The sequence below is a fragment of the Candidatus Magasanikbacteria bacterium genome (assembly GCA_021648085.1).
Lineage (GTDB): Bacteria > Patescibacteriota > Patescibacteriia > Magasanikbacterales > UBA922 > JAKITS01.
In genome coordinates this window covers 95954-120426 of sequence record JAKITS010000001.1, presented here as the reverse complement: position 1 = coordinate 120426, position 24473 = coordinate 95954, and the positions used below count along the sequence as shown (strand labels likewise).

Genomic DNA, 24473 nt, shown 5'->3' with positions numbered 1-24473 from the left:
TCCGCTTCGCACCGTTCGGGATGATGTGTGATTATTCAGAATGACGTTTTTTTATTCACGTCATGATGTGTGATTATTCAGGATGACGTTTTTTTATTCACGTCATATTGAGCTTCACCTCGTGGAGTCGAAAAAAAAGTTCACGTCATATTGAGCGGAGTGAAACGGAGTCGAAATATCTTGGGATTGTATCATTAGAACTTTGAGTATTTTGTGTTCTAGTGTTTTTATTATTACGAGATCCTTCGGCTTCGCTCAGGATGACGTGTGGGAAAGTGATACTATCTCGAGATCCTTCGGCTTCGCTCAGGATGACGTGATGGAAAATTCCCCTCAGGATGATGTGTGGGATTTTTGTTATCCTGACCTCGACCAGGAATGACAGAATAGTTTAAAAACAAAAAAATAGCTTTAAAGCTATTTTTTTGTTTTTGAAAATAATTTATTAAGCTGTTTTAACTAATTTCATTTTTCTCATATTGGTGTACTCACTTTTATACACATTTATTGTTTCATCCACAATTGTATCCCAGTTATAGTCTCTTTGAACTCTTGTTTTATTTCTATGAATTTCTTCTTTAATTTCACCCTTACTTTTAGACAATACTTTTGTTAAAGTTTTCATAAGTGAGTTTACATTATCAGTTTTAAACAGAAAGTCTTTAGTTTTTATCAACTGTTTGTGAGCTGGGATATCTGAAGCCACAGTTGAAATTCCATAACTCATAGACTCCAAAACGGTAATCGGTAATCCTTCATTGTTTGAAGGGTTCACTAGTACACTAGCCCCTGAAAACAACTCTCTTAAACTTTCATCAATTTGCACTCCAGTGAAAATAATATCTTTTTCGCCTTCAGCCATTTTGTGAAGTTTGTTTACATATTTGTCTGTGCTTGCACCAGCTCCAACAATTACCAGTTTTTTGTCTGTCACAATATTTATTTTTTCTTTTTTTGCTTGCAGATAAGCTGTAATAAGATTGTGAACTCCTTTATCTGGAATAAGTCTTGCTACCACCAGAATATACCCATCTTTTTTAATCCCCCATTTTTTTAGAGTTTCAAATTTTTCACTCTTTTTCAAATCTGGAACACCATTTGGAAGACATACTGAATTTACATCATATTTCAAATTCAAATAATGTGCCATCACATCTGAAACCACAATAGTTTTGTGTGCAAAATGTATGGCAGTCCACTCTCCCATTCTAAGTATAAGTTTTGCGAAAATACCCCATTTCATCTGCTTCCTGTCCATAGAATGGAAAGTAGTAATTACAAGGGTTTTTGGTGCAAAAACACGCGGAATCCAAGAAAGTAATGACGGTCCAACACCATGAAAATGGATAATATCATTTTTTGACCTAATTGCGTCTATTGTAGCAAACAAAGTGTGGGTAATAGTATCCAAATGTTTTGTTCGAACAGTTGGAGTGTGTTTTATAGAAATACCTTCAAATTCACCATTTTTAGCATTTGTATACCATTTTCTAGCGTAAGCTATCACCTTAAAGTCAAACTTAACCAAGCGTGTTGCCAATTCATGCACATGCCTTTCTACTCCACCATATTTTGCTGGTAATCCTTTTTGTCCAATAAATGCTATTTTCATACTATTTTAGTCTAAAATTTGTTTATTTTTAGCCAAATTATACTTTTTATTTATCGTAAAATTATACCACATTTTAACCCTTTTGTCAAGGTAAAAATAAGAATAACAAAAAACTACAAGTCATATTGAGCTTCACCTCGTGGAGTTAAAAATAAAAGTTCACGTCATATTGAGCAGAACGAAGTGGAGTCGAAATATCTCGTGTTTGTTTCACTATTTTATTTTTGTGTTTTTATTTCGAGATCCTTCGGCTTCGCTCAGGATGACGTGATGGAAAATTCCCCTCAGGATGATGTGTGGGATTTTTGTTATCCTCACCTCGACCAGGAATGACAGAATAGTTTAATTTATTATAGTTTATGTATTTTTATATAAAATAATTTTAGTTTGTAGACTCTGGATTCCAGATCGGGATCGGGAGTGACAAAGAGGGTTTAAGGTTTGAATTACTGTTTTGTTTTATAGACTCTGGATTCCCGGTCAAGCCAGGAATGACAAAAGAGCAGGGACTTTACAGACTTTTAACCTCCTTATATAAAGCCAAAATCTGCTTCAGATGCTTTTCTGGTGAGTTTATTTTTAAAACCTCTTTTCTAAGCTCTTGTCCAACATCTAACAATTCCTCCTCTTTTTTGTTGAACCAATACTTAATTTTTAAAGCCATTTCTTCTGAATTTCTTGGCTCAAACAACATAGAATTTGAAACCATTTCTGGCAATCCGCCAATGTTTGAAGCTAATACAATTTTTCCCATTGCTTTTGCCTCCAAAACACTAAGTGGATAATTCTCATACCAAATAGAAGGAGTTACCAAAATCCTAGCACCGCCAATTAGCCTTTCTAGTTTTTTTCCTGTTTGAAAACCTGTAAACTCTACATTTCTCAAACCCTCTTGCTCTACAGCATTTTGCAAAATTTCCAGTTGTGGTCCATCGCCAATAATTTTTATATCTATTTCTGTATTTTTAATAGCAGTGTCTATCAGAAAACCAACACCTTTTTCCTCTGAAACCCTTCCCACAAAAGCTATATAACCTCTGTCAGTTTTAGATAAATTAAACCTTTCTACATCTATAGGATTTGGCAGATTTACAAACTTTTCCTTTTTCCATCCAAATTCTATGCACTTTTTTTTCATAAATTTACTTGGTGCAATAAACTTATCCACATATCTTTTGTAATATCTCATTATTTTGTGATGAAAAATCATTTCTAAAGTCAAAATAATACTCTGAGAAAGACTATTTTTTTGACACCTATTTTTAATACAGCTCAAATAAAATCCTTTTGCATCTTCCTCGTGCACAGCCCCGTGATGAAACATAGAATAGTTTGGCACAAGCAGTTTATAATCGTGCAAAGTCATTACAACAGGAATTTTGTGCTTTTTGATAACCCCCAAGATCGATGGAGAAATATGATGATAAATATTATGCAAATGAATTAAATCTGGCTCTTCATCTTTTATCAACTGTTTCATTTTTCTCCTTGCCTCAAAAGAATAAAAAATTCTTACAATACCTTTTATTTTATCCAAAAAAGATACCTTACTAGGATCGCCAAGCTCCATATTTGAAACAAAATATTTGCTATATGGAGTTTTAAAATTTTTTTCATTTTCTACAGAAAAAGGAATTACAGTATGTCCAGCTTTTTCTAGCAATTCAGTGAGATACAAAGAATAATTTGATGCGCCATCTCTATGCCAATAATATTTGTGTACTTGTACAATTTTCATATTTTTAAGAAGTTATAAAGTTTATAAGGTTGGAAGTTGAAAAATAAAACCAATCAACATTATATTAAGAGAAATAATGTGAAAAAATATAACATATGTCATATTGAGTTTTACCTCGTGGAGTTAAAAATAAAAGCTCACGTCATATTGAGCGGAGTGAAACGGAGTCGAAATATCTCGGGAAAGTATCATTAGAACTTTGAGTATTCAGCGTTCTGGTGTTTTTGTCCCGAGATCCTTCGGCTTCGCTCAGGATGACGTGATGGAAAAATAACATATCCCCGAAATCCCTGTTTGTAGGCAGGCACGGCATTTCGCCATACTCCATTCCGCTTAAAATAATATAATTATTTCTTATTTTTCTTGTCCTGTTTCAAACCAAACTAACGAAGTGGGTGATCTGTTATTTTTTATCATTTCCTAGCCAAAGATAAATATATTTCTTCGTATTTTTTCACCATTTCTTCCACTCCAAAATGGTGTAATGCAAAATTCTTTGCACTTTTTGCAAGCTCTTCACCAGAATGCGGATGACTAAATAGCCAATGAAGCCTTGAACGCAAATCATCATACCTACCATTTTCAAACAAAAGACCATTTTCCATATTCCTTACTACCTCTACCAACCCTCCCGTAGCAGATGCTACTACTACTCGACCACTTGCCATTGCCTCCATAGCCACTATTCCAAGACCTTCCCAATTAGAAGGAATAATCATTATGTTAAAATTCTTTAGAAGTTCTGGTACATTTGTTGTTGGTTTTTGTATACTTATTCTATCAAAAATTCCCAATTTTTTAGACATAGAGATTATTTCTTTCTTTTTTTCTCCATCACCTACTATAGTTAGGTGCCACTTAAAATCTTTCAGACCTACCAAAGCTGAAAGTGCATTTTTATGACCTTTCTGCTCCACAAGTCTACCCAAGATAAGTAGTTTAAAATTTTTCTTAATCTTTGCAGGTTTAATTTTTGCAAATCTCTCCAATTTTATTCCATGACGAATTTTATGCACAGGTTTTTTCAACTTATATTCCTTCTTCATAAATTCCACAACGGCTTTAGACGGCGCTGTGTAAACATCACTATAGTTTTTCAATAAAATTTTAATTCGTTTCTTAAAAAATGATTCGTCTGTATTTATATTATGTTCTGTTGTCACCACAGGAATTCCCATTTTGTGTGCAACTACTCTTCCCCAAAAATCCCCACCAAAAAGATGCGTATGTATAACATCTGGTTTTAATATTTTTAATTTTTTTCTAAGTAATTTAAACAATCCAAAACTTATCTTACCTTTCTTTTTCACTGTTATAACTCGCACAGATCTTTTTAACTCTTTTTTCAATGGGGTATAATTTTTCAAAACTATAATAGTAGTTTCAAATTTATTCTCATCATAATTGTTTGCCAAATCAACCACAAAACGCTCGGCACCGCCGAATGAAAGAGTTGGGATAATATGTACTATATGAATTTTTTTCATTCTATTTTAGATAATTTACTAGTAGAAGCCAAAGCAATACCAATTGGCATCCACATTACAGCATTAAAATAAGAAGTATTAAACAACTCAAAAATTATAATTCCCAAAACAGAAACAAACAAAACTTGATACAATAGTTTTCTTTTTCTGGAAAAATGAGTTCTTTTTTGACTTTGCCAAAGTGTCCACAAAACCCAAGATAAAAAACCCAAGAAAAAGAATAACCCAACAAAACCTTCTTCCAGTAAAATCTTTTGTAAAAATCCATGAGAGTCCAGTGGACTACCATACTCAAAAACCAAAATTTTAGTATCCGCTAAAACATACTGAAACATCCCTGGGCCATAACCAACCCAAGGGCTACGAAATGTGTAAAATATTGCAACATTTGTTGCTTCGGCGCGAGCTGTGGTAGAACTCTCAACAATAGAAGACTTAAACAAAAATACTCCCATATAAGCCACAGTAATTCCTAGTACTAAAATAGTTAATGTTTTTAATAATAATGCTTTCTTACTTACAAGTCTATCTTTTGTAAACCAAGCCAATACAAGCAACTCAACTCCCAAAGAAATCCATGCTGCGCGAGAAAGTGTAAGCATTATTGTGATAAGCATTAAAAATGAAACAATACCCAACAAAAACTTCTTTGATTTTGACTTATCTACAAGATAGAAAAATACCGCAATAGGAAAAATAACAACCAAAGGTTCTGCCAAAAGATTATGATTGAAGCCAAGCGGAGCAAACCCACCAAAAGCATAAGGAACAACACGAATCCATTCTGCAGTATCAACCATAAATAAAGAAGATAGACCAAACAAAGAGATTAAAAAGCCAACAAACACCCAGATATTTAAAATTTTATAAATAAGCTTTCGGCTGTGGATAAGCTGATATGGTAAAAATACAAAAGCCAAATATACAAACACCATAGGTCGAACAAGATATTTTATACCTATACTAAAAAAATTATTATAAATAAAAAATATAGAAATCAAACTTGTAAGAATAAAACCTCCGTACCACAAAATCCCTGGAAATTTATCTTTAATTTTTCTTCCTTTTAGTTTTATAATTTTGAAAGACCATGCCACAAGAAAACTAAACAATAAAAATAAAGCTAAAAAATCTACAACAGGTGCATTTAACTGGTTTAAAAATGGAAAAGAATCTACCCAATGATATTGTGAAAAATTGATACTCCAGCCTTGAAAAAACGCAAAAAAAGCCAACAAATAAATACCAATATCTAAACGAACCACAAAAAGTCCTATTAACACACTAGCCACAATTGCAACAACCACAATAGGAGAGAAAACCAAAAGTAGAGTAAAAGGTATAAATAGTAAAATAAAAACAAGAAAAACAGCAAAGAAATTTACCTTGCCTTTTTTATATAAAAAATCTAAGAAATTTGGCGATTTCATTGTAATTTTTTAGTATGTTTATTATACCATAAATAATCATAATAAGCGTTATATTGATCATAGTAAAACGGAGTTAAAAATAAAAGTTCAGGTCATATTGAGCGGAGTGAAGCGGAGTCAAAATATCTCGTGATTGTATCATTAGAACTTTGAATATTTGCGTTCTAGTTGTTTTTATCTCGAGATCCTTCGGCTGTCGCTCAGGATGATGTGATAGAAAGGTGATATATTCCCGAGATCCTTCGGCTTCGCTCAGGATGACGTGTGGGATTTTTATCATCCCCAACTTGATTGGGGATCCAGATTTTGTATCACTGTTCTATTTTGAAGACTCTGGATTCCCGATTAGCGCGGGAATAACAAAACAGAATCTTTAAAAATATTGAATAGTAAAACAAAAAAACCGCCTTAGTTAAGCTAAAGCGGTTATAAAATTAACCATAAATATCGCAAGCATCTCCAATTCCATTCCCATTTGAATCAAACTGAAACGGATTGTCCGTAAATGGGCAGTTGTCACAAATATCACCAAATTCATCACCATCTGAATTTTTTTGTGATTGATTGTGCAACCAAGTACAATTATCAAATTCATTCAAAAAGCCATCGTTGTCTGCGTCTGGATCACAGGCATTTCCTAGCCCATCCAAATCTGCATCGTATTGACTCACATTTACAATGTTCAAGCAATTATCACAAATATCACCGACGCCATCCCCATCATAATCAGATTGATCTATATTCATATCCCAAATACAGTTGTCTTCTGTATTCAAAAAACCATCATTGTCAAAGTCTATATCACAAGCATCTCCAAAACCATCATAATCAAAATCTTCTTGTTCTGGATTTTGTATTCTTGGGCAATTATCATAAAAATCAAACAAACCGTCATCATCTATATCAGAACAATGGTCTCCAATATTATCATTGTTAAAATCTTCTTGATTTTCATTTTCAACTCGTGGACAATTATCTTGTTCGTTTTTTATTTCATCACCATCAATATCTTTATCACACTCGTCCACAATTCCATCTTCATCTGTGTCATAATCCTGAATCAAATTGTAAACTTCTCTGCAGCTATCATTTCTGTCTAACCAACCGTCACCATCAGAATCTTGACAAGCGTCACCGATACCGTCATCATTCCAATCGGCTTGGCTAAAATTTGCAACAAACGGACAATTATCATTAGCTCCTAAAAGCCAATCTTGGTCTACATCCATACCACAAACAAAGCTCACAGAAATTCCTTGCTCTTCACAAGTCAAAAAACACATATCTGGATTAAATTCACTTATACTTCTTGTACATTCTGTGGAAATTCCATCTATTCCAGGCTGACCCATTGGTCCTTCATCACCTTTTTCGCCTTTTATGTTATAAGTTTCATCCCCACAAACTAATACAACTTCTCCAGCAGAATCAAGATCGAAAATACAAACAACTTCACCCTCATCTTCAAACGGAATTACAAAAGTTTCATCTCCACATACAACTTCTGGTTCTTTTGTTTCTTTGTTTTGAGTTATCTGGCACTGTGCCTCCAGATCAAAACTACCACAACCAACTATCAAAAAAATAAGACCGAGCAAGCCAATGATTTTCCGCATTTTCACCTCTTAAAATGCTTCTTTGTAAAGAACATAAACTGTGATTATATTCGCATATTTTAGATAAAAAGTCAAGTCTTAAAGAAGTGAAAAGTTTTTATTCCCGTCGTATTGAGCGGAGTGAAACGGAGTTAAAAATAAAAGTTCACGTCGTATTGAGCGGAGTGAAACGGAGTCGAAATATCTCGGGAATGTATCATTAGAACTTTGAATATTTTATGTTCTAGTGTTTTTATTTCGAGATCCTTCGGCTTCGCTCAGGATGACGTGTGGGATTTTTGTCATCCCCAAATCTAGGGTTTAAATAATAGTGTAATTTATTATAGTTTATATATTTTTATATAAAATAATTCTGGTTTGTAAACTCTGGATTCCCGATCTGGGTCGGGAATGACAGAATAGAAAATTTTTGTATTTTGTATAAAAAAAGGGCGTAGAATTAAATCTACGCCCTAGGCACACCTTAAGAAACTTACTGACCAGGTGTACAAAGCCAGTTTAGATAACCATCCGGAGAGCACTCAACGGTGCACCCAAAGTCCTCTGGCAAACTGCCAAGGAACATTGAGGTGTCAACCGTGGGGTTGGCACACCATGTGCCGTCCCACTCTCCACCAACTCCCCAAGCGGGATTGGCAGCTGGAATTGTCTGAACATTGAAAGCAAACGCTTCCGAGTTCAGATCCCAACTTACGGTAGTGCCAAGGTTTCCCCAAACACCTACCGGCCAACCTGCGCGAGCAGAATTGGTGTCCGGAGCACCAACGATTCCACTAAACTCCCATTCAGCGGAAACGGTCAAAGTGACCATGTTGGTGGTGGTAGGAGGAACAACAGTATTCGCTGTGCATTCTCCGGTAGAGGTTTCACAATACTCACCGTCTTCACAGTCAGTATCACTATAACACTCTTCCGCGTCGCAAGCGTCGCCAATACCGTCGGTGTCGGTGTCGAGTTGGTCGGCGTTTGCATTCCGTTGACAGTTGTCAACATCGTCCATAACGCCATCATTGTCGGAGTCGTCGCAGACATCACCTTGTCCGTCGCCATTCCAATCAGCTTGATTGGTGTTGGCGACTTTCCAGCAATTGTCTACACTGTCGAGAATCGTGTCACCGTCAAAATCATTTTGACTGGGAGTGACCGAAGTCTCGCAAGCATCGCCAATACCGTCGTTGTCGGTATCGAGCTGGTTGGCATTGGCGATGTAAGGACAGTTGTCCAAAGCATCGCTCACACCGTCACCATCTGCGTCGGACGCCATGTCCGGGCAATACAACAAAGTCGTACCACCATCACAGTTTGAGTACAAACAATTGTCTGCACCCATCTCGGCGACACAACCAGCTGGTGTGCAGATCTCTCCACCTTCCATTGGTTCGACATAGTCGGCGCCGTCGGAACACAGAATCACTACACAGTCGGGATTCACATCGGAACCCTCGACCCAACAGGTCATCGGCGGGGCATCCTGGCCATCATTACCATCGTACAACGGAACTGAAGTCCCATCGTCACAGACGATCATGACGCCCGATTTGGAGCCGGGTGCGGTAGTGTCCTCGACGTGGCATCCTGTCCCATCGAGACCATCTTTTCCGTTTACACCAACAGTACCGTCGGTACCATTGGTGATCTCTACCGTGCTAATTTCACCTGCGCCATCGACGCAAGTGAGGACAGCACCAGATCCACTATTTTCGGACGACGTGACGGAACATCCGCCCGCTTGTCCCATTGAGCCCGGTCCGGACTCGAATCCGCATCCAACCATGGATGCGGAACAAAGTGTGGAAGCCAAGAACGTGATTAAAATACTCTTTGCGAGTTTCATCTGTTTTCCTCCTTAGGAAACGTTTTTTTGAATGAACTTTTAGGGAGAATTCCCTTTCACTGTTTACTTTTGTAAGTACTCAGTGAAAGGGGGCGGACACAGATGCAAAAGCAACTGTGTCCGCCAAAAATATTCGGTTTTTTCAAACTTTTAGAATGGAGTAATCTCCATTCTAAGGAGAGCACCGCCAGTAAAGGCGATATCTCCCCCAGAAACTGTCCTTACACCACCAGCCCCAATAAAAGGAGATACGGAAATGTGAGCCCAGTTGCCATATGACAACCTGGCTTCTACACCACCTCCTGCGGTGAAGGACTCAAAACCTACAGCACCAGTCCCAGCATTGAATCCGGCCAACAATTTTGGCCCGATCCTCATTTGCCAATTCCCATCCTCTTGGACAAGAGTTAGTAAGGACATGTAAATGCCATAAGTGAAACCACCTTTCTTTTCGGAGCCAGCGAAACCTCCAATGGAAGCTAGCCAGTCCCCGTCGAATCCGAGCGGGAAGTCGATTCTTGCGCTTGCACCAAAATAAATACCATCTAAACTTGCAAGAACCAAACCGCCAAATGCGACTTGAATTGAACGCTTATCAAAAGCTTTTTCAAGCTTCTTGATGTCCTCCTCATTCTCGGTTATTCTACGCTCGAGCCCATCAATCATCATCGTCAACAGGTCAAACTGATTGCGAAGATTCGCTTCCAATTCTTCCATCGAGAGCATAATACCCTCGTTGATGATGGCGATGATCTCCTCGCGGTTCGGAAGATCCTCCTCCTCGCGAAGCTCTTTGATGAACTTTTCAAGAGCGGAGACCCGCTCTGAAAGATCTGCCCCAGACTCTTTCAGACGGCGGAGCTCATTGAAAACTTTCTTCTCAAGCTTTCGATGAGCTCTTTTTAGTGCTTTTGAATTACATTGAGAGGTCAATTTGACCTCCTTCTGCAAACAAGTTTTTTTGACGGAGCTATTAGAACTCTGACAACTCACCTTTTCAGCGGAGAAGCAGTATTTCCAGGCTTCATCCGCTGACGCCGTTGACGTCAGGAAAAATGTTATGGTCAAGAACACGAATAGAATAGACAAATTTTTCATTGCTTCCTCCTATGAAAGCTTTTGAAAGTTTCTATGTTAGTAAACTGAATTTAAATGAACTTTCCTCACCAGAATTAGTGAAGATTATTCAAAAATCCTTTACTAGAATTCCTAAATAATTCTCACTCTTTTAATGTTTATACTCTGTGATACTTTCTCGAGATCCTTCGGCTTCGCTCAGGATGACGTGTTGCAAAATATTTCTTTAAGATAATTTCTATTTTTTTGGATGATGCAACTATTTTACGTCATATTGAGCGGAGTGAAACGGAGTCGAAATATCTCGCAACCAATTCACTTTAACTCAAAATTTTAATAATAATTTTCACTTTTTAAATAATATAAGATAATAGCATACTTTCTAACTTTTGTCAAGTGTAAAAAGTATTTTACAGCCAGATTTGTGAGAAATCACAAATCTGGCTGTTTTCATTCCTCCTTATCTATAAAAAACACTAGAGACTCGAATCTGACAATCGACGACATCGTCGTCGATTTTAATCTGCAAATTCCTACAGCAAAGCATGCCGTAGAATTCTGCATCTTCGCCAGAACAAAGTCTCTTTGCCTCCTGTGCGACTTTCACGCACCAGTCCTCATCTCCGGGATTTGTATAATCCGGAAGATATGAGCATACCCCGTTCACCACAATAGGTGTTGGAGGTAATAAAATTGGAGTTGGGATTGAAGTTGTTGCCACTACCACTGGTGGCGGCGGTGACGACTCTTTCTCTACGAACTCATCGTCCGAGGAGAAAATACTCGCCAATCCCCAAATCACGAGAACACTTGCCCAAATGGCAAGCGCTCCCCAAATCCAATTTATTGTCTTTTTCTCCTTGAGAGGTGTCTCCACCTCCCTCTCTTCTTCTTGTTCTTCTTGTTCTTCTTGTTCTTTTTGTTCTTGTTCTTCTTGTTCTTCTTGTTCTTTTTTTTCTTTTTTTTCTTCGGACATTGTTTTCTCCTTCACGCTTTAAAAACGTGAAAAAAAGAAGGAAAGGAAAGGAATGAAATAATATGGAATGAACTTCTTCACCAGAATTAGTGAAGATTGTTTAAAAAATATTTTTATATTTTCTAAACAATTCTCACTTTTTTCTTTTATACTCTGTGATTCTGTTTCGAGATCCTTCGACTTCGCTCAGGATGACGTGTGTGGTTTTTAATGTTTGTACTTTGTGATTCTGTTTCGAGATCCTTCGACTTCGCTCAGGATGACGTGTGTGGTTTTTAATGTTTGTACTCTGTGATTCTGTTTCGAGATCCTTCGACTTCGCTCAGGATGACGTGTGTGGTTTTTAATGTTTGTACTCTGTGATTCTGTTTCGAGATCCTTCGACTTCGCTCAGGATGACGTGTGTGATTTTTAATGTTTATACTCTGTGATTCTGTTTCGAGATCCTTCGGCTTCGCTCAGGATGACGTGTGAAAAAGTGATATTGTCTCGAGATCCATTCGACTTTACTTTGTTCCGCTCAGGATGACATGACTATTTTACGTCATATTGAGCGCAGTGAAACGGAGTCGAAATATCTCGCAAATGTTTCACTTTTCTATTTAAAAATCAATATATAACTATACCACATTTTTATACTTTTGTCAAGTCTAAAATGTAGTTTACGACCGATTGTGGATATATTTCTATATTCACAATCGGTCGATTTTACTCACCTCCTAAAAGTTTTCCACTCTAATTTGACAATCTGTCACATCTTTTCCAGAAAGAATCTGGAGATTTCTGCAACAGAGCATACCTTCGAACTCACCAACTTCGTCCGATCCAGCTCTACTCATAATAGCCACACAATCATCCTCACCGCGAGGATTTGTGTAGTCTAGTGCGAGAATTTCGTCTGTGGACATATCAAAATATCCACCACCCGAAGGTTCATCAGAGACTTCGAACTCAATGTCCAAATCATCATCTGAATCTGTTTCCTCGGTTTCGGCGACGGAACCCTCTTTAGCAAGTTGAGTGCGTACAGTAAGCCAAGTAGTTTCAGAAATCGCACCGAGAACATCGACTGCGAACAGTTCAACATCTTCGGCGAGTCCACCAACTTCTCCTTGTATATTTTCATATGCTTCGGAATAGTCAACTTCTTCTTTGACTTCAACAACGACTTCCTCTTTCGAAGAATCATCACCGATTGTTGTTGTCACCACATCAAGAGCTCCTGTAGTACTTCCCAATCCAATAGGAGAGGTAGTTGGAGATGCGCTCGTAGCGGAAGAAACTAACTCTTCTGCTAGATCTTCTGCCTTTTCGCGATTCTCCTCAGCAAGTGACAAAGCCTTTTCCGACTCCAAGTTTCTCTTTTCCTCCTCTGTCCATTTCTCCTCTTCCGAAGAAGAATCTGAAGTGGGAGGAAAGAGTTTTTCGGAACTTATCGACTTTTCGGCGGTCTGCTCCTCTGTCGAGAGGTTTGGAGCTTTGGCTATGTCCAAAGTCAAAAACACCAGTGAAAGAATTACCGCCACAATAGCGATAATCCCAAACCCCAAAATGCTTGAGCTGTTTCGGTCGAACCACGATGGATCTTCATCGACCCATGTATCTCCAAGACGATTTTCACCATCTTTTTGAACAGCTTTGAAGCCTTTTGGTGGAGTGTCACCACCTTTGAAAAACTCTTCCTCTTGTGCAGACTCCGACAACTCCGTGACAGGAGCTGTTAAAGTATTCCCATCCATAGGAACAGCCTTGAGTTTGGATGTTCCATCCTCCCTCAAGATCTCCTGCACCCCACCCAAATCCTTTCGGATTCTGGGAGTATTCCCATGAGGAAGTCCAATTGGAGTTCCTATCGGGATTTTTTTGGAGGAAAAAACCTCTACTTTTTGGTGAGCTCCAGCTGCCTGTTTTTTGGTGGTAGACTTCTCAGCCTCCACCACTACTGCAGGTTTCCACTCCTCGTCATCCCCACTTTTGGAGAAAGCTTGAAGTGAGTCTTCTGGAGACTCCTCACCTGTTTTCCCTAGAGCTCCGAGGAGGTTTTGAATCTCCTCTTCTTGGTCTCGGCTGGGAATGACTGTGAAAGAAACATCTTCTTCCACAACTGCATTTACAAGTGTCGTCTCCGCCAAAGCGTCGACAACATCTTCTGCCTCCCCTTCATTGAAAAGGAGGTCAGCCCCACCAACTTCAAGTTCCAAAATTTCCGAACCGTGATTATTGTCATTGTCCTTGCTCATTTTTTCCTCCTCAGGAATTGTGAGTATTATTATGGTTTGTAAAAAACACGAACACTATTTTGAGCTTTCACCCAAAGCAGTTCTTCATCAGAATTGATGAAGATGATTTAAAAAATATTTTTATATTTTCTAAATTATTCTCACCTTATTTTTAATAAAACATTACAAGTCATATTGAACATAACCGAAATATCTTGAGATTATATTACCAGAATTATGAATATTTAAAGTATTGTGATTTTATTACGAGATCCATTCGACTTCATTCCGCCCTGCTTCATTCCGCTCAGGATGACGTGAAGGAAAGGTGATACTTTCTCGAGATCCTTCGGCTTCGCTCAGGATGACGTGAATATTTTCTGTTATTTTTAGTTTGACCAAAAATCCACACCTTTCTTTCGTTGTTCATTTAATAAAGACTCCTAGATTCCTAGTCAAGCCAGAAATGACAAAAAAGAACTTTTAACTTTTTACTTCACAAACTTATAAGTTTTAAAGACGATAGATAAAAATACCATAAAAATATAGTTTTGTCAAGTTTATTTAGCTAATTTTAGCTAAAAATAAAAAATAAGCCAATTTTTTGGCTTATTTTAGCACAGAATTTTTATTAAATTTATTTTTTATCTAAACTTTCTAACAAGAATTAACCCCATAAATATAGTTCCGAATACAAAACCTGCAAAAGCATTCAATGGTAAATTTGGCCTAACGGGAAATTTTGTAGCCACTGGATTGTTGATAACCTTTATAACCACATCTCCACCAACATATTCCCAACCTTTAAAAACTAAAGTATCTACAACTGCTTTTGATAATTTTTCTGCTATTTCTGAATTTTGATGGAACGCAGAAACATTCAAAACACCAGTGCCATAAACTACAGAAGCTGAAGTGGATTTATTCCATAACTTTCTTTTTTCCCTTGTGTCCAATTCCTGAAGGTTCAACTCATTGAAAACTTCAATATCTTGCTCTATAACCTTGTTCAAAAAATCTTCTGTCTTCATGATTTGAATTAAATTCTCCCCTATTCGCTCTGCAGACTTTACCACAGTATAAGGATCCACACCAAGTCTGGACTGAGAAATAATAAGAACTTGAGCGTCTGCGCGATATTCTAACGGAGAAACAAGCAGACTAATAGTAAGAACAATTGCAGTACCAATAATACCCGCTGTTAAAAGCAGTTTATATCTTTTTATTAAAATTTTGACAGGTCTTGAATACATAAAAATATTATACCATAAAAGAATTCCGATTCCCATTCTGTCATCTCGAACAATTTGTCTTCTATTTTAATAGCACTTCAATTTCACCTCCATTTCTCAAAATAGTAAAAGAGCTTCCAACACTAGTCTGTAAAACTTGTCTTGCTAAATTAAACTTATCCACAGGTTGACCAGAAACTTTTGTAATTAAGTCCCCAACTTTAAAATTTTGATTAGATACGATTCCAATATCTGAAACATAAAAACTATCTATTTTTTTCCATTTTGTCTTATCAAAAACCTCTTCCACAATAAATCCAGAGATATCTAAATTATTTTCCCTAAGACTTCCTTTGGAAAGTAAGCTCAACAACTGAACTTCAACCTGCCAACCTTCTACCAATCCGGCTAAACCTACAAACCCTAAAAACTCACCACCATCTGTAAACAAAACAGAATTAACAGAAAAATCTGAATCTTTTAAGAATCTATACTGCAACTCCAAAATAGAAAAGTTTTTATTTTCTATTATTTTATACTTATCTCCTAAAAGTATTTTTTTTGAACCATCTCTTTTGTACAAAACAGCAGATTTTATGTGATCCAAATCTGCCAAATTCATAAAAGAAACAACTCTAAAACCATTTCCTTCGTAATTTAAATAGAGAATTCCTGTATTTTTATCAAAAACTGAATTTTCTATTTTATGACTTTCTCCTTGGTAATCTATAGCATCCCAAAAAATCTCCTCTCCAGAGACATAATCTGGCTTATATATAGCACTCCAGCCATCTGAGCTAATTATAATACTGTCTGCAATAAAAGCATCTTCTTTGTAAAATTCCATTCCGATCATTTGTCTAGAGTCATAAATAGATACAGTTCTCTGTTTGGTTTGTTGCAACATATTCGGGTTGATGTTTTGCATATCTTTGCCCAAACTATCCACAAACAAAACCTTATCTAAAATAATAGGAGGAGAAAGCCACGCAATAACAGAAAGAGATGTCGCAACAGCGCTAAGACCTGACAACAATAAAATCACGAAAAGCATTAGGAAGAAACCTACTCTATTGTGAGTTTTCATAGGTATTTGAAGGTCTTGCGGTAGGTGAGGTGGTTTATATTTTGAATTATTATTCATTTTATTTTAAATTTAAAAATATTTTTTTCTAAACCCAGCGGGTTATAAATAGTAGAATTAAAAATAACACTCCATTTACAGAAAGAAATACTACTTGTTTATTCCAAAGCACTCCCTGTGCCGAAAGATGAAAACGAACAAGAAGCTGGATAATATACCAAATCCAAGATACAAAAAAAGCTGATACAAAAAAACCAAAAGGTAGAAGATGAAAAACCCAAACTAGTTCGATAATTAACAAAACAATAATTAAAGCCCAAAGTATCAAGTGTTTTGGGTGAATTGGATAATAAAGATACCAAACTATCGTAGAAATACCACCAAAAACCAAACCAATAAAAATAGTAATTGCCCAAAATGGCAAACCTGGGAAAAACATACTTAAAGCAAAAGATAATGCTAAAAATGAATAAGCATTGAAAACCCAAATCATAACCATAACTCTGCGGAGTGATTTTTGAGAGACAGTTGAAAAAACTTTTTTGGATGTAAAAGCATGTGTAAGAATAAACATTACAAAACCTATAAAAAAGACAAGGAACAATCTAATAGAATCTACCTCCATAAGACTTATAAAACTAAACGATGCGAAAAAAGTAGTAATAGATAAAAAAGAATAATGAAATGAATTTTCTATATTTTTTCTTATCTGTTTATACACAAAAATCAAAATCGTATTCCAAACAATAAAAACAAATAAAACAAACCAAACATTTGGATAGACTTGGATTGCATACATACTCAAACTACTCCAAATTCCCATAAAAAATGGCAATATTTTTCTTATCATAACTCCATATTTAAAATTTCTTTCAATCTTATTCGTAATTCATTTACCTCAACCTTCTCTTCTTCCAAAGCTTTAAATTCTAAAAACCTCTTTAAGTGTAAATCTCTTAGCTCGTTTGGTACCGAAACACTCAGAAATATATACTCTGCATCTACCATTAATTCTTCTTTATTTTTACTTAGCTCTTGAATTCTTACTTTTAGATTATTAATTTCTTTTATATAATTATCCTTAATCTCTCTTTCACTAAGCATATTTACGACTTTCTCTGGAATTGTAGTGATTGTATTTTCTATATTATTTTCTCTTTCTGTAGAGGTATAAATCCAAAAAAATACAAGGGAAGCCACAGCACAAACTATAGCTAGAATAAATACAGCCAAAACTAACACAGACCATTTAATTGTTTCTTTTTCCTTGTCTCTCCAAAACATAAAATAAGTTGAAAAAAATTATAAAGTAAACTATTCTATTATAGACTATAATTTAACTATGGTAAAATAGAATCAAACAGACTATACTGTAAATAAAGAAATATGCCAACATACGCAACAAACAAAAAAGCAAGGTTTAATTTTGAAATCCTAGAAGAAATCGAGGCTGGTTTAGTATTGTCTGGACAAGAAGTAAAATCTATCAGAAATGGTGGCGCAAAACTTCAAGGTTCTCACTTATCTTTTATCAAAACTGATGCTTTTGTTTCTAGTATGCGTATTTCTCCATACAAATTTGCTGGCAAATTAGATGAGTATGACCCAAACCAACAAAGAAAGCTATTGCTATCAAAAAAAGAAATTGAATACTTAAGAGGAAAATCACAGGAAAAAGGCTTGACAATAGTGCCCATTTCATTGTATAATAAGGGTCGTTTCATTAAAATTAAACTAGGCTTAGCCAAAGGAAAGAAAAATTATGATAAACGAGAGACTATTAAAAAAAGAGATGCTGATCGAGAGATGGGTAGGATAATAAAAAATAGTCTTTAATTTAAGGGGGTGACAGGCTTCGATAGACGGCCAAGTTGTATATACGGGCATGTTGAGGGTGTTTTATACCTCATAAATCCATAAAACAATCTACAAACGCAAAAGTAGTATCAAGAGTGAAGAATGTATTTGCTAACGCATTTACTACTCCTTCATTCGCATCTGTTTTGGCTTAATTGCCGAAACCATCGCAACTGTGATTCTCGATAGCAATCATGCGGTGTAAACTTAATCGAGTGTAGAAACATATTTTACTTGTAGATATGTTTTGAAATTGCATACAAGCACGCTATAATTGCTTTTGTTATTCTATTAAATTATAGTTCAAAACAAAAATAACTAAACATGTAGAACGCTTATGCAACCCGCTCTAGACCTGGGTTCGACTCCCAGCATCTCCACAAAAGAAAGCAAACTAGACAAAGTAAGTAATGCCGATTAAGTAAAAAAGGAAACATAGGCTACCTACTAAATACTTTTAAAAAATTAAGAAACGTATTATAAAAACAGGATGAGAATTTCTAGAAAAAAAAGACCGGATAAACCAGTCTTACCACATTTTAAAATAAATAGTTTTATCACCGCACCAGAAGTGCGTCTTCTTGATGAAGACAAAAAATATATTGGCATTTTAAAATTAAGTGAAGCTTTGGAAAAAGCAAGAGAAGCAGATGTAGATTTGGTAGAGGTAAATCCAAAATCAGATCCGCCTGTTGCACAGTTGATGGACTTTAAACATTTTAAATATCAAAAAGAAAAAGAAGCACGAAAACAAAAAATAAGATCTCGTGCTGGTGAACTAAAAGGGATACGCCTATCTATTAGAATTGGTAAACACGATATGGAAATTCGCAAGAAACAGGCACAAAAATTTCTAGATCGTGGTGATAAGGTAAAAGTTGATGTGATACTAAAAGGTGCTGAAAAAGGGAAGGCCCATTTAGCCTTTGAAATATTGAAAAAGTTTTTTGCAGAACTATCTGAGACTGTTGATATAAAGTTTGAACAGCAACCACAAAAACAAAGACATGTTGTAAGTGCAATAATCAATAAAAAATAAAGCCTAAACTTGACTTAATAAGAATAATCTGATATAACTTGTGCATATGGGAAAATTAAAAACACACAAAGCAACAGCAAAACGCTTTGTAATCAAAAAATCTAAAAAAGGAACAAAGATCATAAGCCGTACTGGCGGACAAGATCATTTTAACGCTCGCGAGCGTGGAAATACAAAAAGAAATAAGAGAAAAGATAATTCTATCTCTAGTGGTACAGTGCATAAAACAATTTTGAATGCAGTACCATATAAGAAATAAACTAATATGTCAAGAGTAAAAAGAGGAACACAACATGTAAAAAGAAGAAAAAGCATTCTAAAAAGAGTGAAAGGTTTTAAATACGGAAGAAAAAAGTTACTGAAACTTGCAAAAACAGCTGATACAAAAGCTGGAGCTTATGCTTACCGCGACAGAAGAAACAAAAAAAGAGAAATGCGTAGATTGTGGACAATTCGTATAAACGCAGCTTTAAAAGAGTTTGATATGAGTTATAGCAAATTCATTGGAGCAATGAAGACTAAAAATATCTTGATAGATAGAAAAGTGCTTTCTGAAATAGCAGACAAAAAACCAGAAGTGTTCAAAAGCATTGTGGAAGCTACAAAGTAATCTCTATTAAAAGTTTATTTAGCATCTTGAAAAAGACCTTTGCAGTGTTCGGTAATGGCAGGGATACCCCCTCCTTCATTCCCTTGTTTGTTGTCGAACACTTCGAAGGTCTTTTTTATTGAGATATGTTGACAATAGATTGTTAATTTGATAAAATTATCTTGTTAATAGTAATAGGTACAGTTCACAATTGCTTTTAGTTAGAATTCAATAAAATTTAAGCGAAAACAATTTTTTATTAATAAACTTTATATTTATAAGGTGTTTAAGAAAAAATAGTTTGCAGCTAAATTTTATAAATTATGGGCTAAAATGAATTATGAACTGTACCCATATGGATCGGTAGTTCAATTGGTTAGAGCACCGCCCTGTCACGGCGGAAGTTGCGGGTTCGAGTCCCGTCCGGTCCGCGAAATAAAAAATAGTCTAAATGACTATTTTTTGTTTTGTGGGACGGAAGCGAGCAAAAGTCTTTGCTCGTGTTGGGACGAGAAGGGATATTTTACGATAGTAAAATATCACAGGGAGAGCCTGAGCGTCCGGTCCGCGAAATAAAAAATAGTCTAAATTTTAGACTTCTTTATTAAATAAATTTAAAAAGAGATGTATAAAATTACACCTCTTAAAAAAACTATCCACCTTCTTTGGGTTTTTTACTCTTTTCATGTAAATCATCCCACCATTCCTGTCCTCTTCGTTCAATTATAAATTCTTTGAACCAACTTGGGTTTTTGTGAGCTGATTTACAATTTTTAGAATGATGGTCACGACAAAGAGGAACTCCGTTTGGTATATATCGTTTAACAAGATAATTTCGTCTTGTTATAACATGATGAATTTCTATATTCTTTAAAGAACCACAGACTACACATCTTTTACCATACTTTTCCTTAACCTCACCTTTCCAAGATGTACTGACTTTTACAATTCCCTTTCTTAATCTACTCATTTTTCACCACTTTGCAAAGTTAGGTAGAACTTATTTTAATATATCATTACAAGAGAATAACACCAAATATAAAACAAAAAAAACACCATAATTAAACGGTGTTTTTATTTTTATCCCAAAGGTAATAAAAGAACAATAAAATGAACGCACTTAATCCTGCAATAACCCAAACTGTGCGAATAGAGAAAAATACTGTCAGATAACCAAATACAAACAAACCAACAGCACCACCCAAACTTCTTATCATATTAAACAATGATACTACAGTTGCACGCTGTTTAGATTCTGCATTTTCATGAATTAGAGCAAACTTAATAGGCACAAACAAACCCCTACACAATTCATGTGCTAAAAAAACAATTATCATAATATAAAGATCTTGAAAAAGAGCAGTAAAAATAACAAGTAAAGAGCCATATAATATAACCATTTTGAGTAATCTAATCTTTCCGCCAAGTTTTTTACTTAAACCAACCAATGTTGACCCAATAAGTGCGCTAACCATAAGTGCTATAAATAGTAAACTTAAACTAAACATACTATCACCGAGTAAAGGAGAAAATAGCGGTTGCCATTGCATATTTGGAGCTTGAATTATAAAAACTAAAATTAAATCTAAAATAATTACAGCTTTCAATAATTTACTTGCTTTTATTTGTTTGTAACCTTTTTTTGTTATTTGCAAGCAAGTATTCTTTGTTTCACTTTTATACATTACAGTTTCTTTCATTAGAAAGTAAGATAAAAGTAATGTAATAAGATTGAACAAAGCAGACAAAAACCAAAGTATATTTAACCCCAAAATATCCGCTAGCAAACCTCCAAATAGTACACCAGAAATAATTGCAATATGTATTGTTGATGCAGATTTAGACATTAACGATTTTAAATCATTACCATATCCAAGTTTTTCTAACTCATCCACAACCCAAGCCTCAAAAGACCCACTCGCACAAGTAGATCCAATTGCCAACAATATCTCTGCAATTATAAATCCAGTCATCGAATCAAAAAGCCCATAGAGTAAACACCCAAGAAACATAAATACAGATGAAACAAGAAATGAATTTTTTCTACCATATAAATCTGCAACTGCTCCAGTTGGCACTTCGAATAAAAATACACTGATTGCGTATACAATATTTACTATATTTACCTCAAATAAACTTAAACCATGCCTTTGCAAAAAGATAACATAGGTACTGAAAACTATTGCAATTCCAAAATGTGAAATAAATAATAAAAATAGATAAACTCTTATAATTCGTTTCATTTTCCACTCCTTTTTGTTGGACTATTTCATAAAGAACCAAGACAAATCAAAAAGCGTTATGACTTGTCTTGTCATAACGCTTTTTCTTGAAGAATTGTGTAAATTAATTAATCTAGAAATTCCAAAGCATTATAACAAGGCAAGCCAAAAATAGCAGGCATAAACCTACATACAATTGCATACTGCATTGTCATATAATATCTTTTTTCTAAATTCATATAATTTTAATTATATTTTTACACTATCACACTTACTAAAAAGTGTCAAATATCTGTGCATATTTTTATTTAATGAACTTTGCAGAATTTTGTTTTTATGATTAGTTTTTTTCTTTTTAAAATAAAACAATTTAATACAAAAAAAAGACCTATAATTAGGTCTTTTTTTTGTATTAAATTGTTTTATTTTTGAACTTGTCTATGCATAGATTTGTGAAGATTTCTTATTCCTCTTTCCAAACCTAATTCATCTGCAATCTTTTTAGCTCCTTCTCTATCTCCAGAAATAGCAAGCTCTTTCATTTCTAGAAACTTATCAAATTTTTCTTCTGTGATTTTTTCTAGCATTTGAGTTCTGTCATTTTCTTCTAGATGAGTTTTTAAAGCGTCATAATCTCTTGATTCGATTATTTGTCTCATTTCTTCGTGTTGCAATCCAAATCTTTTTGCTTTATTGAAATTTTTTCTAAACTTTTTCAATTTCAACTCTTCTCTAATTTCTCTAGCGCCATCCTTATCACCAGATTCCGCAAGTTCTCTCATTTCCAAGAATTTATTGAATTTTTCTTCTGTGATTTTTTCTAGCATTTGAGTTCTGTCATTTTCTTCTAGATGAGTTTTAAAAGCGTCATAATCTTTTGATTCGATTATTTGCTTAATTTCCTCACGATTTTCTGGAAAAATATTTGATTGGTTGTTTCCGCCAAAATGAGCACTCGCAGTAGATACACCTAAAATTGTAATAATTCCAGCAACAACACCTCCCAAAACAATAGTTTTTCTATTCATATTTATTATTTAGTAAATTATACAGCCAATTTGTACGCACATTTTAGCCTTTCTACTTACTAATACGCAGAAAAAAACTATTTTCTTTCACTTTGTTGAATTAGTGTTGACCTTCTTAGACCTCTTATTCTCACAGAATCCGCCTTAAATAAACTTTTAGATAATTCTTTGCCAACAATCCCTACCACATTTCCAGTCTTCAACTCTTGAATACTGTAAATTTTAGCGTCTTTTGTATCTACAATCCATTTTTCCTTGTTAATATCCAAAAGTAAAAAACCATTTGGAAGTATTTTTTCTATACGACCACCAAGTAGCCCACGCTCTGGATACTGCCAGACTTTTTGCCTGTGTTGCACCATCACCTCATAAAAAGGAACTTTTTGACTAAATAAATTTTCCATTTTGCCACCAACTTTTGCAAAATAAAATACTCCACCCAAAACTAAAGTTGCTAAAAAATATACCAACACAACCATTCCAAAACTATGACGATAGCCAAACTTTGTATGTTTGTAATTTAAATATGTAATAAAAATAAACAAAGTAAAAATAACAAACCAAAAGTATGGAACTACCAAAAAGAAAAACTTAAAAAACCCGTCGCCAATTTGTTTGTAAATACTCCACTCCTGAGTTGTGAGTATGAAAATAATCACAGAAACAGCAACTGCTCCAAGAATCATCGTAAGTCCACCAAAAATCCACAAAATAGAATTTTTAAGCAGAAAACTAGACTTTGAAATAGGTTTTAAGTCTTCTTCTTTAATTTTATCTAAAACTTTTTTACTGAGATTTTCCTTCATATTTTAAAAATTCATTTTTAAATTTAGTTTTTGCCCTATTTATTAAAGTTCCAACAGTTCCTGTTGGTTTTTTCAAAATATCTGAAATTTCCTTATAATCTTTATCCTCTAAAAATTTAAGAACCAAAACTTCACTATACTTCTTATCCATTTTTTGTAAAACTTCTAAAACTTTTTCCTTCAAAAAACCATCGTCCACTTCTTTTGATAAATTAAATTTATCAATAAGTAAAATTAGATCATTTTCTTCAAAATAAAATAAAGGACGCACCTTGTTTTTTCTAAACTGACTAATAGTTTGATTGTGGGTAATTCTATAAATCCAAGATGAAAATTTTAGTTTTGTATCAAAATTATTCAAATTAAAATAAGCTTTTACAAAAACTTCTTGTAAAACATCTTCAGCATCCTCTCTGTTAAAACTAGAAATACGCATAACATAAGAAATCAACCTGCCCTCGTACTTTTCCATTAGACACAAAAAATAGTCCTGTTTTTGCAGGGATAATTTTACCAATTCTTCGTCTGTTTTATTTTTACAAAAATCCTGCATAAACAGTTATTTTTACACTTATTAATACGCATTAAACCATACTTTTCTTTCATTTTCAAGTTAAGATACATATT

Annotated in this window: 22 protein-coding genes, 1 tRNA gene and 1 other RNA gene; 6 read left to right on the top strand and 18 right to left on the bottom strand. The window is 34.8% G+C overall.

The window, feature by feature from the left end; all coding sequences use genetic code 11:
- Positions 1-445: 445 nt before the first annotated feature.
- From L3J07_00540 to L3J07_00480, 13 genes are all read right to left on the bottom strand, one after another.
- Positions 446-1612, bottom strand: coding sequence for a glycosyltransferase family 4 protein (locus L3J07_00540; GenBank protein MCF6276314.1), 1167 nt, complete (start codon positions 1610-1612; stop codon positions 446-448).
- A 511-nt stretch (positions 1613-2123) separates the two neighbouring features.
- Positions 2124-3350 (bottom strand): glycosyltransferase, encoded by a 1227-nt coding sequence (locus tag L3J07_00535; GenBank protein ID MCF6276313.1) that lies wholly within the window; start codon positions 3348-3350, stop codon positions 2124-2126.
- 413 nt (positions 3351-3763) lie between these two features.
- Positions 3764-4837 (bottom strand): glycosyltransferase, encoded by a 1074-nt coding sequence (locus tag L3J07_00530; GenBank protein MCF6276312.1) that lies wholly within the window; start codon positions 4835-4837, stop codon positions 3764-3766.
- Positions 4834-6267, bottom strand: a complete 1434-nt coding sequence (locus L3J07_00525) for an O-antigen ligase family protein (protein ID MCF6276311.1) — start codon at positions 6265-6267, stop codon at positions 4834-4836. Before L3J07_00525 ends, L3J07_00530 begins: the two co-directional genes overlap by 4 nt.
- A gap of 434 nt (positions 6268-6701) precedes the next feature.
- Positions 6702-7883: an MSCRAMM family adhesin SdrC gene (locus L3J07_00520; GenBank protein ID MCF6276310.1), complete on the bottom strand. Its 1182-nt coding sequence runs from the start codon at positions 7881-7883 to the stop codon at positions 6702-6704.
- Between the two features lie 472 nt (positions 7884-8355).
- Entirely contained in the window at positions 8356-9717 is a 1362-nt protein-coding gene (locus L3J07_00515) for a thrombospondin type 3 repeat-containing protein (protein ID MCF6276309.1), read from the bottom strand.
- A gap of 150 nt (positions 9718-9867) precedes the next feature.
- Complete coding sequence (locus L3J07_00510; protein MCF6276308.1) at positions 9868-10815, bottom strand: hypothetical protein; 948 nt, start codon at positions 10813-10815, stop codon at positions 9868-9870.
- Between the two features lie 439 nt (positions 10816-11254).
- The gene (locus L3J07_00505) at positions 11255-11770 is read right to left on the bottom strand and encodes a hypothetical protein (protein ID MCF6276307.1); all 516 of its coding nucleotides are present in this window, start codon (positions 11768-11770) and stop codon (positions 11255-11257) included.
- A gap of 719 nt (positions 11771-12489) precedes the next feature.
- Positions 12490-14010, bottom strand: coding sequence for a hypothetical protein (locus tag L3J07_00500; protein ID MCF6276306.1), 1521 nt, complete (start codon positions 14008-14010; stop codon positions 12490-12492).
- Between the two features lie 623 nt (positions 14011-14633).
- A complete protein-coding gene (locus L3J07_00495) occupies positions 14634-15242 on the bottom strand; it encodes a hypothetical protein (protein ID MCF6276305.1) in 609 nt (202 codons plus the stop codon).
- A 61-nt stretch (positions 15243-15303) separates the two neighbouring features.
- Positions 15304-16365 (bottom strand): hypothetical protein, encoded by a 1062-nt coding sequence (locus L3J07_00490; GenBank protein MCF6276304.1) that lies wholly within the window; start codon positions 16363-16365, stop codon positions 15304-15306.
- A gap of 28 nt (positions 16366-16393) precedes the next feature.
- On the bottom strand, positions 16394-17155 hold the full coding sequence (locus L3J07_00485) for a hypothetical protein (protein MCF6276303.1): 762 nt from the start codon (positions 17153-17155) through the stop codon (positions 16394-16396).
- Positions 17152-17589: a hypothetical protein gene (locus tag L3J07_00480; GenBank protein ID MCF6276302.1), complete on the bottom strand. Its 438-nt coding sequence runs from the start codon at positions 17587-17589 to the stop codon at positions 17152-17154. The genes L3J07_00485 and L3J07_00480 overlap by 4 nt, the downstream gene beginning before the upstream one ends.
- 102 nt (positions 17590-17691) lie before the next feature.
- On the opposite strand from L3J07_00480, the gene smpB reads away from it, so the two are divergent.
- From smpB to L3J07_00450, 6 genes are all read left to right on the top strand, one after another.
- The gene (smpB, locus tag L3J07_00475; GenBank protein ID MCF6276301.1) at positions 17692-18141 is read left to right on the top strand and encodes an SsrA-binding protein SmpB; all 450 of its coding nucleotides are present in this window, start codon (positions 17692-17694) and stop codon (positions 18139-18141) included.
- A gap of 5 nt (positions 18142-18146) precedes the next feature.
- Positions 18147-18545: a transfer-messenger RNA gene (gene ssrA, locus L3J07_00470) on the top strand.
- A gap of 107 nt (positions 18546-18652) precedes the next feature.
- Positions 18653-19201, top strand: a complete 549-nt coding sequence (gene infC / locus L3J07_00465; protein ID MCF6276300.1) for a translation initiation factor IF-3 — start codon at positions 18653-18655, stop codon at positions 19199-19201.
- Between the two features lie 46 nt (positions 19202-19247).
- Positions 19248-19460, top strand: coding sequence for a hypothetical protein (locus L3J07_00460; GenBank protein ID MCF6276299.1), 213 nt, complete (start codon positions 19248-19250; stop codon positions 19458-19460).
- A 6-nt stretch (positions 19461-19466) separates the two neighbouring features.
- Positions 19467-19811: a 50S ribosomal protein L20 gene (gene rplT / locus L3J07_00455; GenBank protein ID MCF6276298.1), complete on the top strand. Its 345-nt coding sequence runs from the start codon at positions 19467-19469 to the stop codon at positions 19809-19811.
- Positions 19812-20147: 336 nt separating this feature from the next.
- Positions 20148-20221 (top strand) — tRNA-Asp (locus L3J07_00450).
- Between the two features lie 221 nt (positions 20222-20442).
- Here L3J07_00450 and L3J07_00445 read toward each other — a convergent pair.
- From L3J07_00445 to L3J07_00425, 5 genes are all read right to left on the bottom strand, one after another.
- A complete protein-coding gene (locus L3J07_00445; protein ID MCF6276297.1) occupies positions 20443-20760 on the bottom strand; it encodes a hypothetical protein in 318 nt (105 codons plus the stop codon).
- 91 nt (positions 20761-20851) lie between these two features.
- Positions 20852-22033, bottom strand: a complete 1182-nt coding sequence (locus L3J07_00440) for an MFS transporter (GenBank protein ID MCF6276296.1) — start codon at positions 22031-22033, stop codon at positions 20852-20854.
- Between the two features lie 401 nt (positions 22034-22434).
- Positions 22435-23040: a hypothetical protein gene (locus L3J07_00435; GenBank protein ID MCF6276295.1), complete on the bottom strand. Its 606-nt coding sequence runs from the start codon at positions 23038-23040 to the stop codon at positions 22435-22437.
- 77 nt (positions 23041-23117) lie between these two features.
- Positions 23118-23846: a hypothetical protein gene (locus L3J07_00430; protein ID MCF6276294.1), complete on the bottom strand. Its 729-nt coding sequence runs from the start codon at positions 23844-23846 to the stop codon at positions 23118-23120.
- Positions 23827-24399 carry an RNA polymerase sigma factor gene (locus L3J07_00425; protein ID MCF6276293.1) on the bottom strand — a complete coding sequence of 191 codons (573 nt, stop codon included), beginning with the start codon at positions 24397-24399 and terminating at the stop codon, positions 23827-23829. Before L3J07_00425 ends, L3J07_00430 begins: the two co-directional genes overlap by 20 nt.
- Positions 24400-24473: the final 74 nt, after the last annotated feature.

Bases quoted from the DNA above. Each gene is read 5' to 3' on its own strand.
- L3J07_00540 (MCF6276314.1), bottom strand. From the start codon at position 1,612: ATGAAAATAGCATTTATTGGACAAAAAGGATTACCAGCAAAATATGGT.
- L3J07_00535 (MCF6276313.1), bottom strand. From the start codon at position 3,350: ATGAAAATTGTACAAGTACACAAATATTATTGGCATAGAGATGGCGCA.
- L3J07_00530 (MCF6276312.1), bottom strand. From the start codon at position 4,837: ATGAAAAAAATTCATATAGTACATATTATCCCAACTCTTTCATTCGGC.
- L3J07_00525 (MCF6276311.1), bottom strand. From the start codon at position 6,267: ATGAAATCGCCAAATTTCTTAGATTTTTTATATAAAAAAGGCAAGGTA.
- L3J07_00520 (MCF6276310.1), bottom strand. From the start codon at position 7,883: ATGCGGAAAATCATTGGCTTGCTCGGTCTTATTTTTTTGATAGTTGGT.
- L3J07_00515 (MCF6276309.1), bottom strand. From the start codon at position 9,717: ATGAAACTCGCAAAGAGTATTTTAATCACGTTCTTGGCTTCCACACTT.
- L3J07_00510 (MCF6276308.1), bottom strand. From the start codon at position 10,815: ATGAAAAATTTGTCTATTCTATTCGTGTTCTTGACCATAACATTTTTC.
- L3J07_00505 (MCF6276307.1), bottom strand. From the start codon at position 11,770: ATGTCCGAAGAAAAAAAAGAAAAAAAAGAACAAGAAGAACAAGAAGAA.
- L3J07_00500 (MCF6276306.1), bottom strand. From the start codon at position 14,010: ATGAGCAAGGACAATGACAATAATCACGGTTCGGAAATTTTGGAACTT.
- L3J07_00495 (MCF6276305.1), bottom strand. From the start codon at position 15,242: ATGTATTCAAGACCTGTCAAAATTTTAATAAAAAGATATAAACTGCTT.
- L3J07_00490 (MCF6276304.1), bottom strand. From the start codon at position 16,365: ATGAATAATAATTCAAAATATAAACCACCTCACCTACCGCAAGACCTT.
- L3J07_00485 (MCF6276303.1), bottom strand. From the start codon at position 17,155: ATGATAAGAAAAATATTGCCATTTTTTATGGGAATTTGGAGTAGTTTG.
- L3J07_00480 (MCF6276302.1), bottom strand. From the start codon at position 17,589: ATGTTTTGGAGAGACAAGGAAAAAGAAACAATTAAATGGTCTGTGTTA.
- smpB (MCF6276301.1), top strand. From the start codon at position 17,692: ATGCCAACATACGCAACAAACAAAAAAGCAAGGTTTAATTTTGAAATC.
- infC (MCF6276300.1), top strand. From the start codon at position 18,653: ATGAGAATTTCTAGAAAAAAAAGACCGGATAAACCAGTCTTACCACAT.
- L3J07_00460 (MCF6276299.1), top strand. From the start codon at position 19,248: ATGGGAAAATTAAAAACACACAAAGCAACAGCAAAACGCTTTGTAATC.
- rplT (MCF6276298.1), top strand. From the start codon at position 19,467: ATGTCAAGAGTAAAAAGAGGAACACAACATGTAAAAAGAAGAAAAAGC.
- L3J07_00445 (MCF6276297.1), bottom strand. From the start codon at position 20,760: ATGAGTAGATTAAGAAAGGGAATTGTAAAAGTCAGTACATCTTGGAAA.
- L3J07_00440 (MCF6276296.1), bottom strand. From the start codon at position 22,033: ATGAAACGAATTATAAGAGTTTATCTATTTTTATTATTTATTTCACAT.
- L3J07_00435 (MCF6276295.1), bottom strand. From the start codon at position 23,040: ATGAATAGAAAAACTATTGTTTTGGGAGGTGTTGTTGCTGGAATTATT.
- L3J07_00430 (MCF6276294.1), bottom strand. From the start codon at position 23,846: ATGAAGGAAAATCTCAGTAAAAAAGTTTTAGATAAAATTAAAGAAGAA.
- L3J07_00425 (MCF6276293.1), bottom strand. From the start codon at position 24,399: ATGCAGGATTTTTGTAAAAATAAAACAGACGAAGAATTGGTAAAATTA.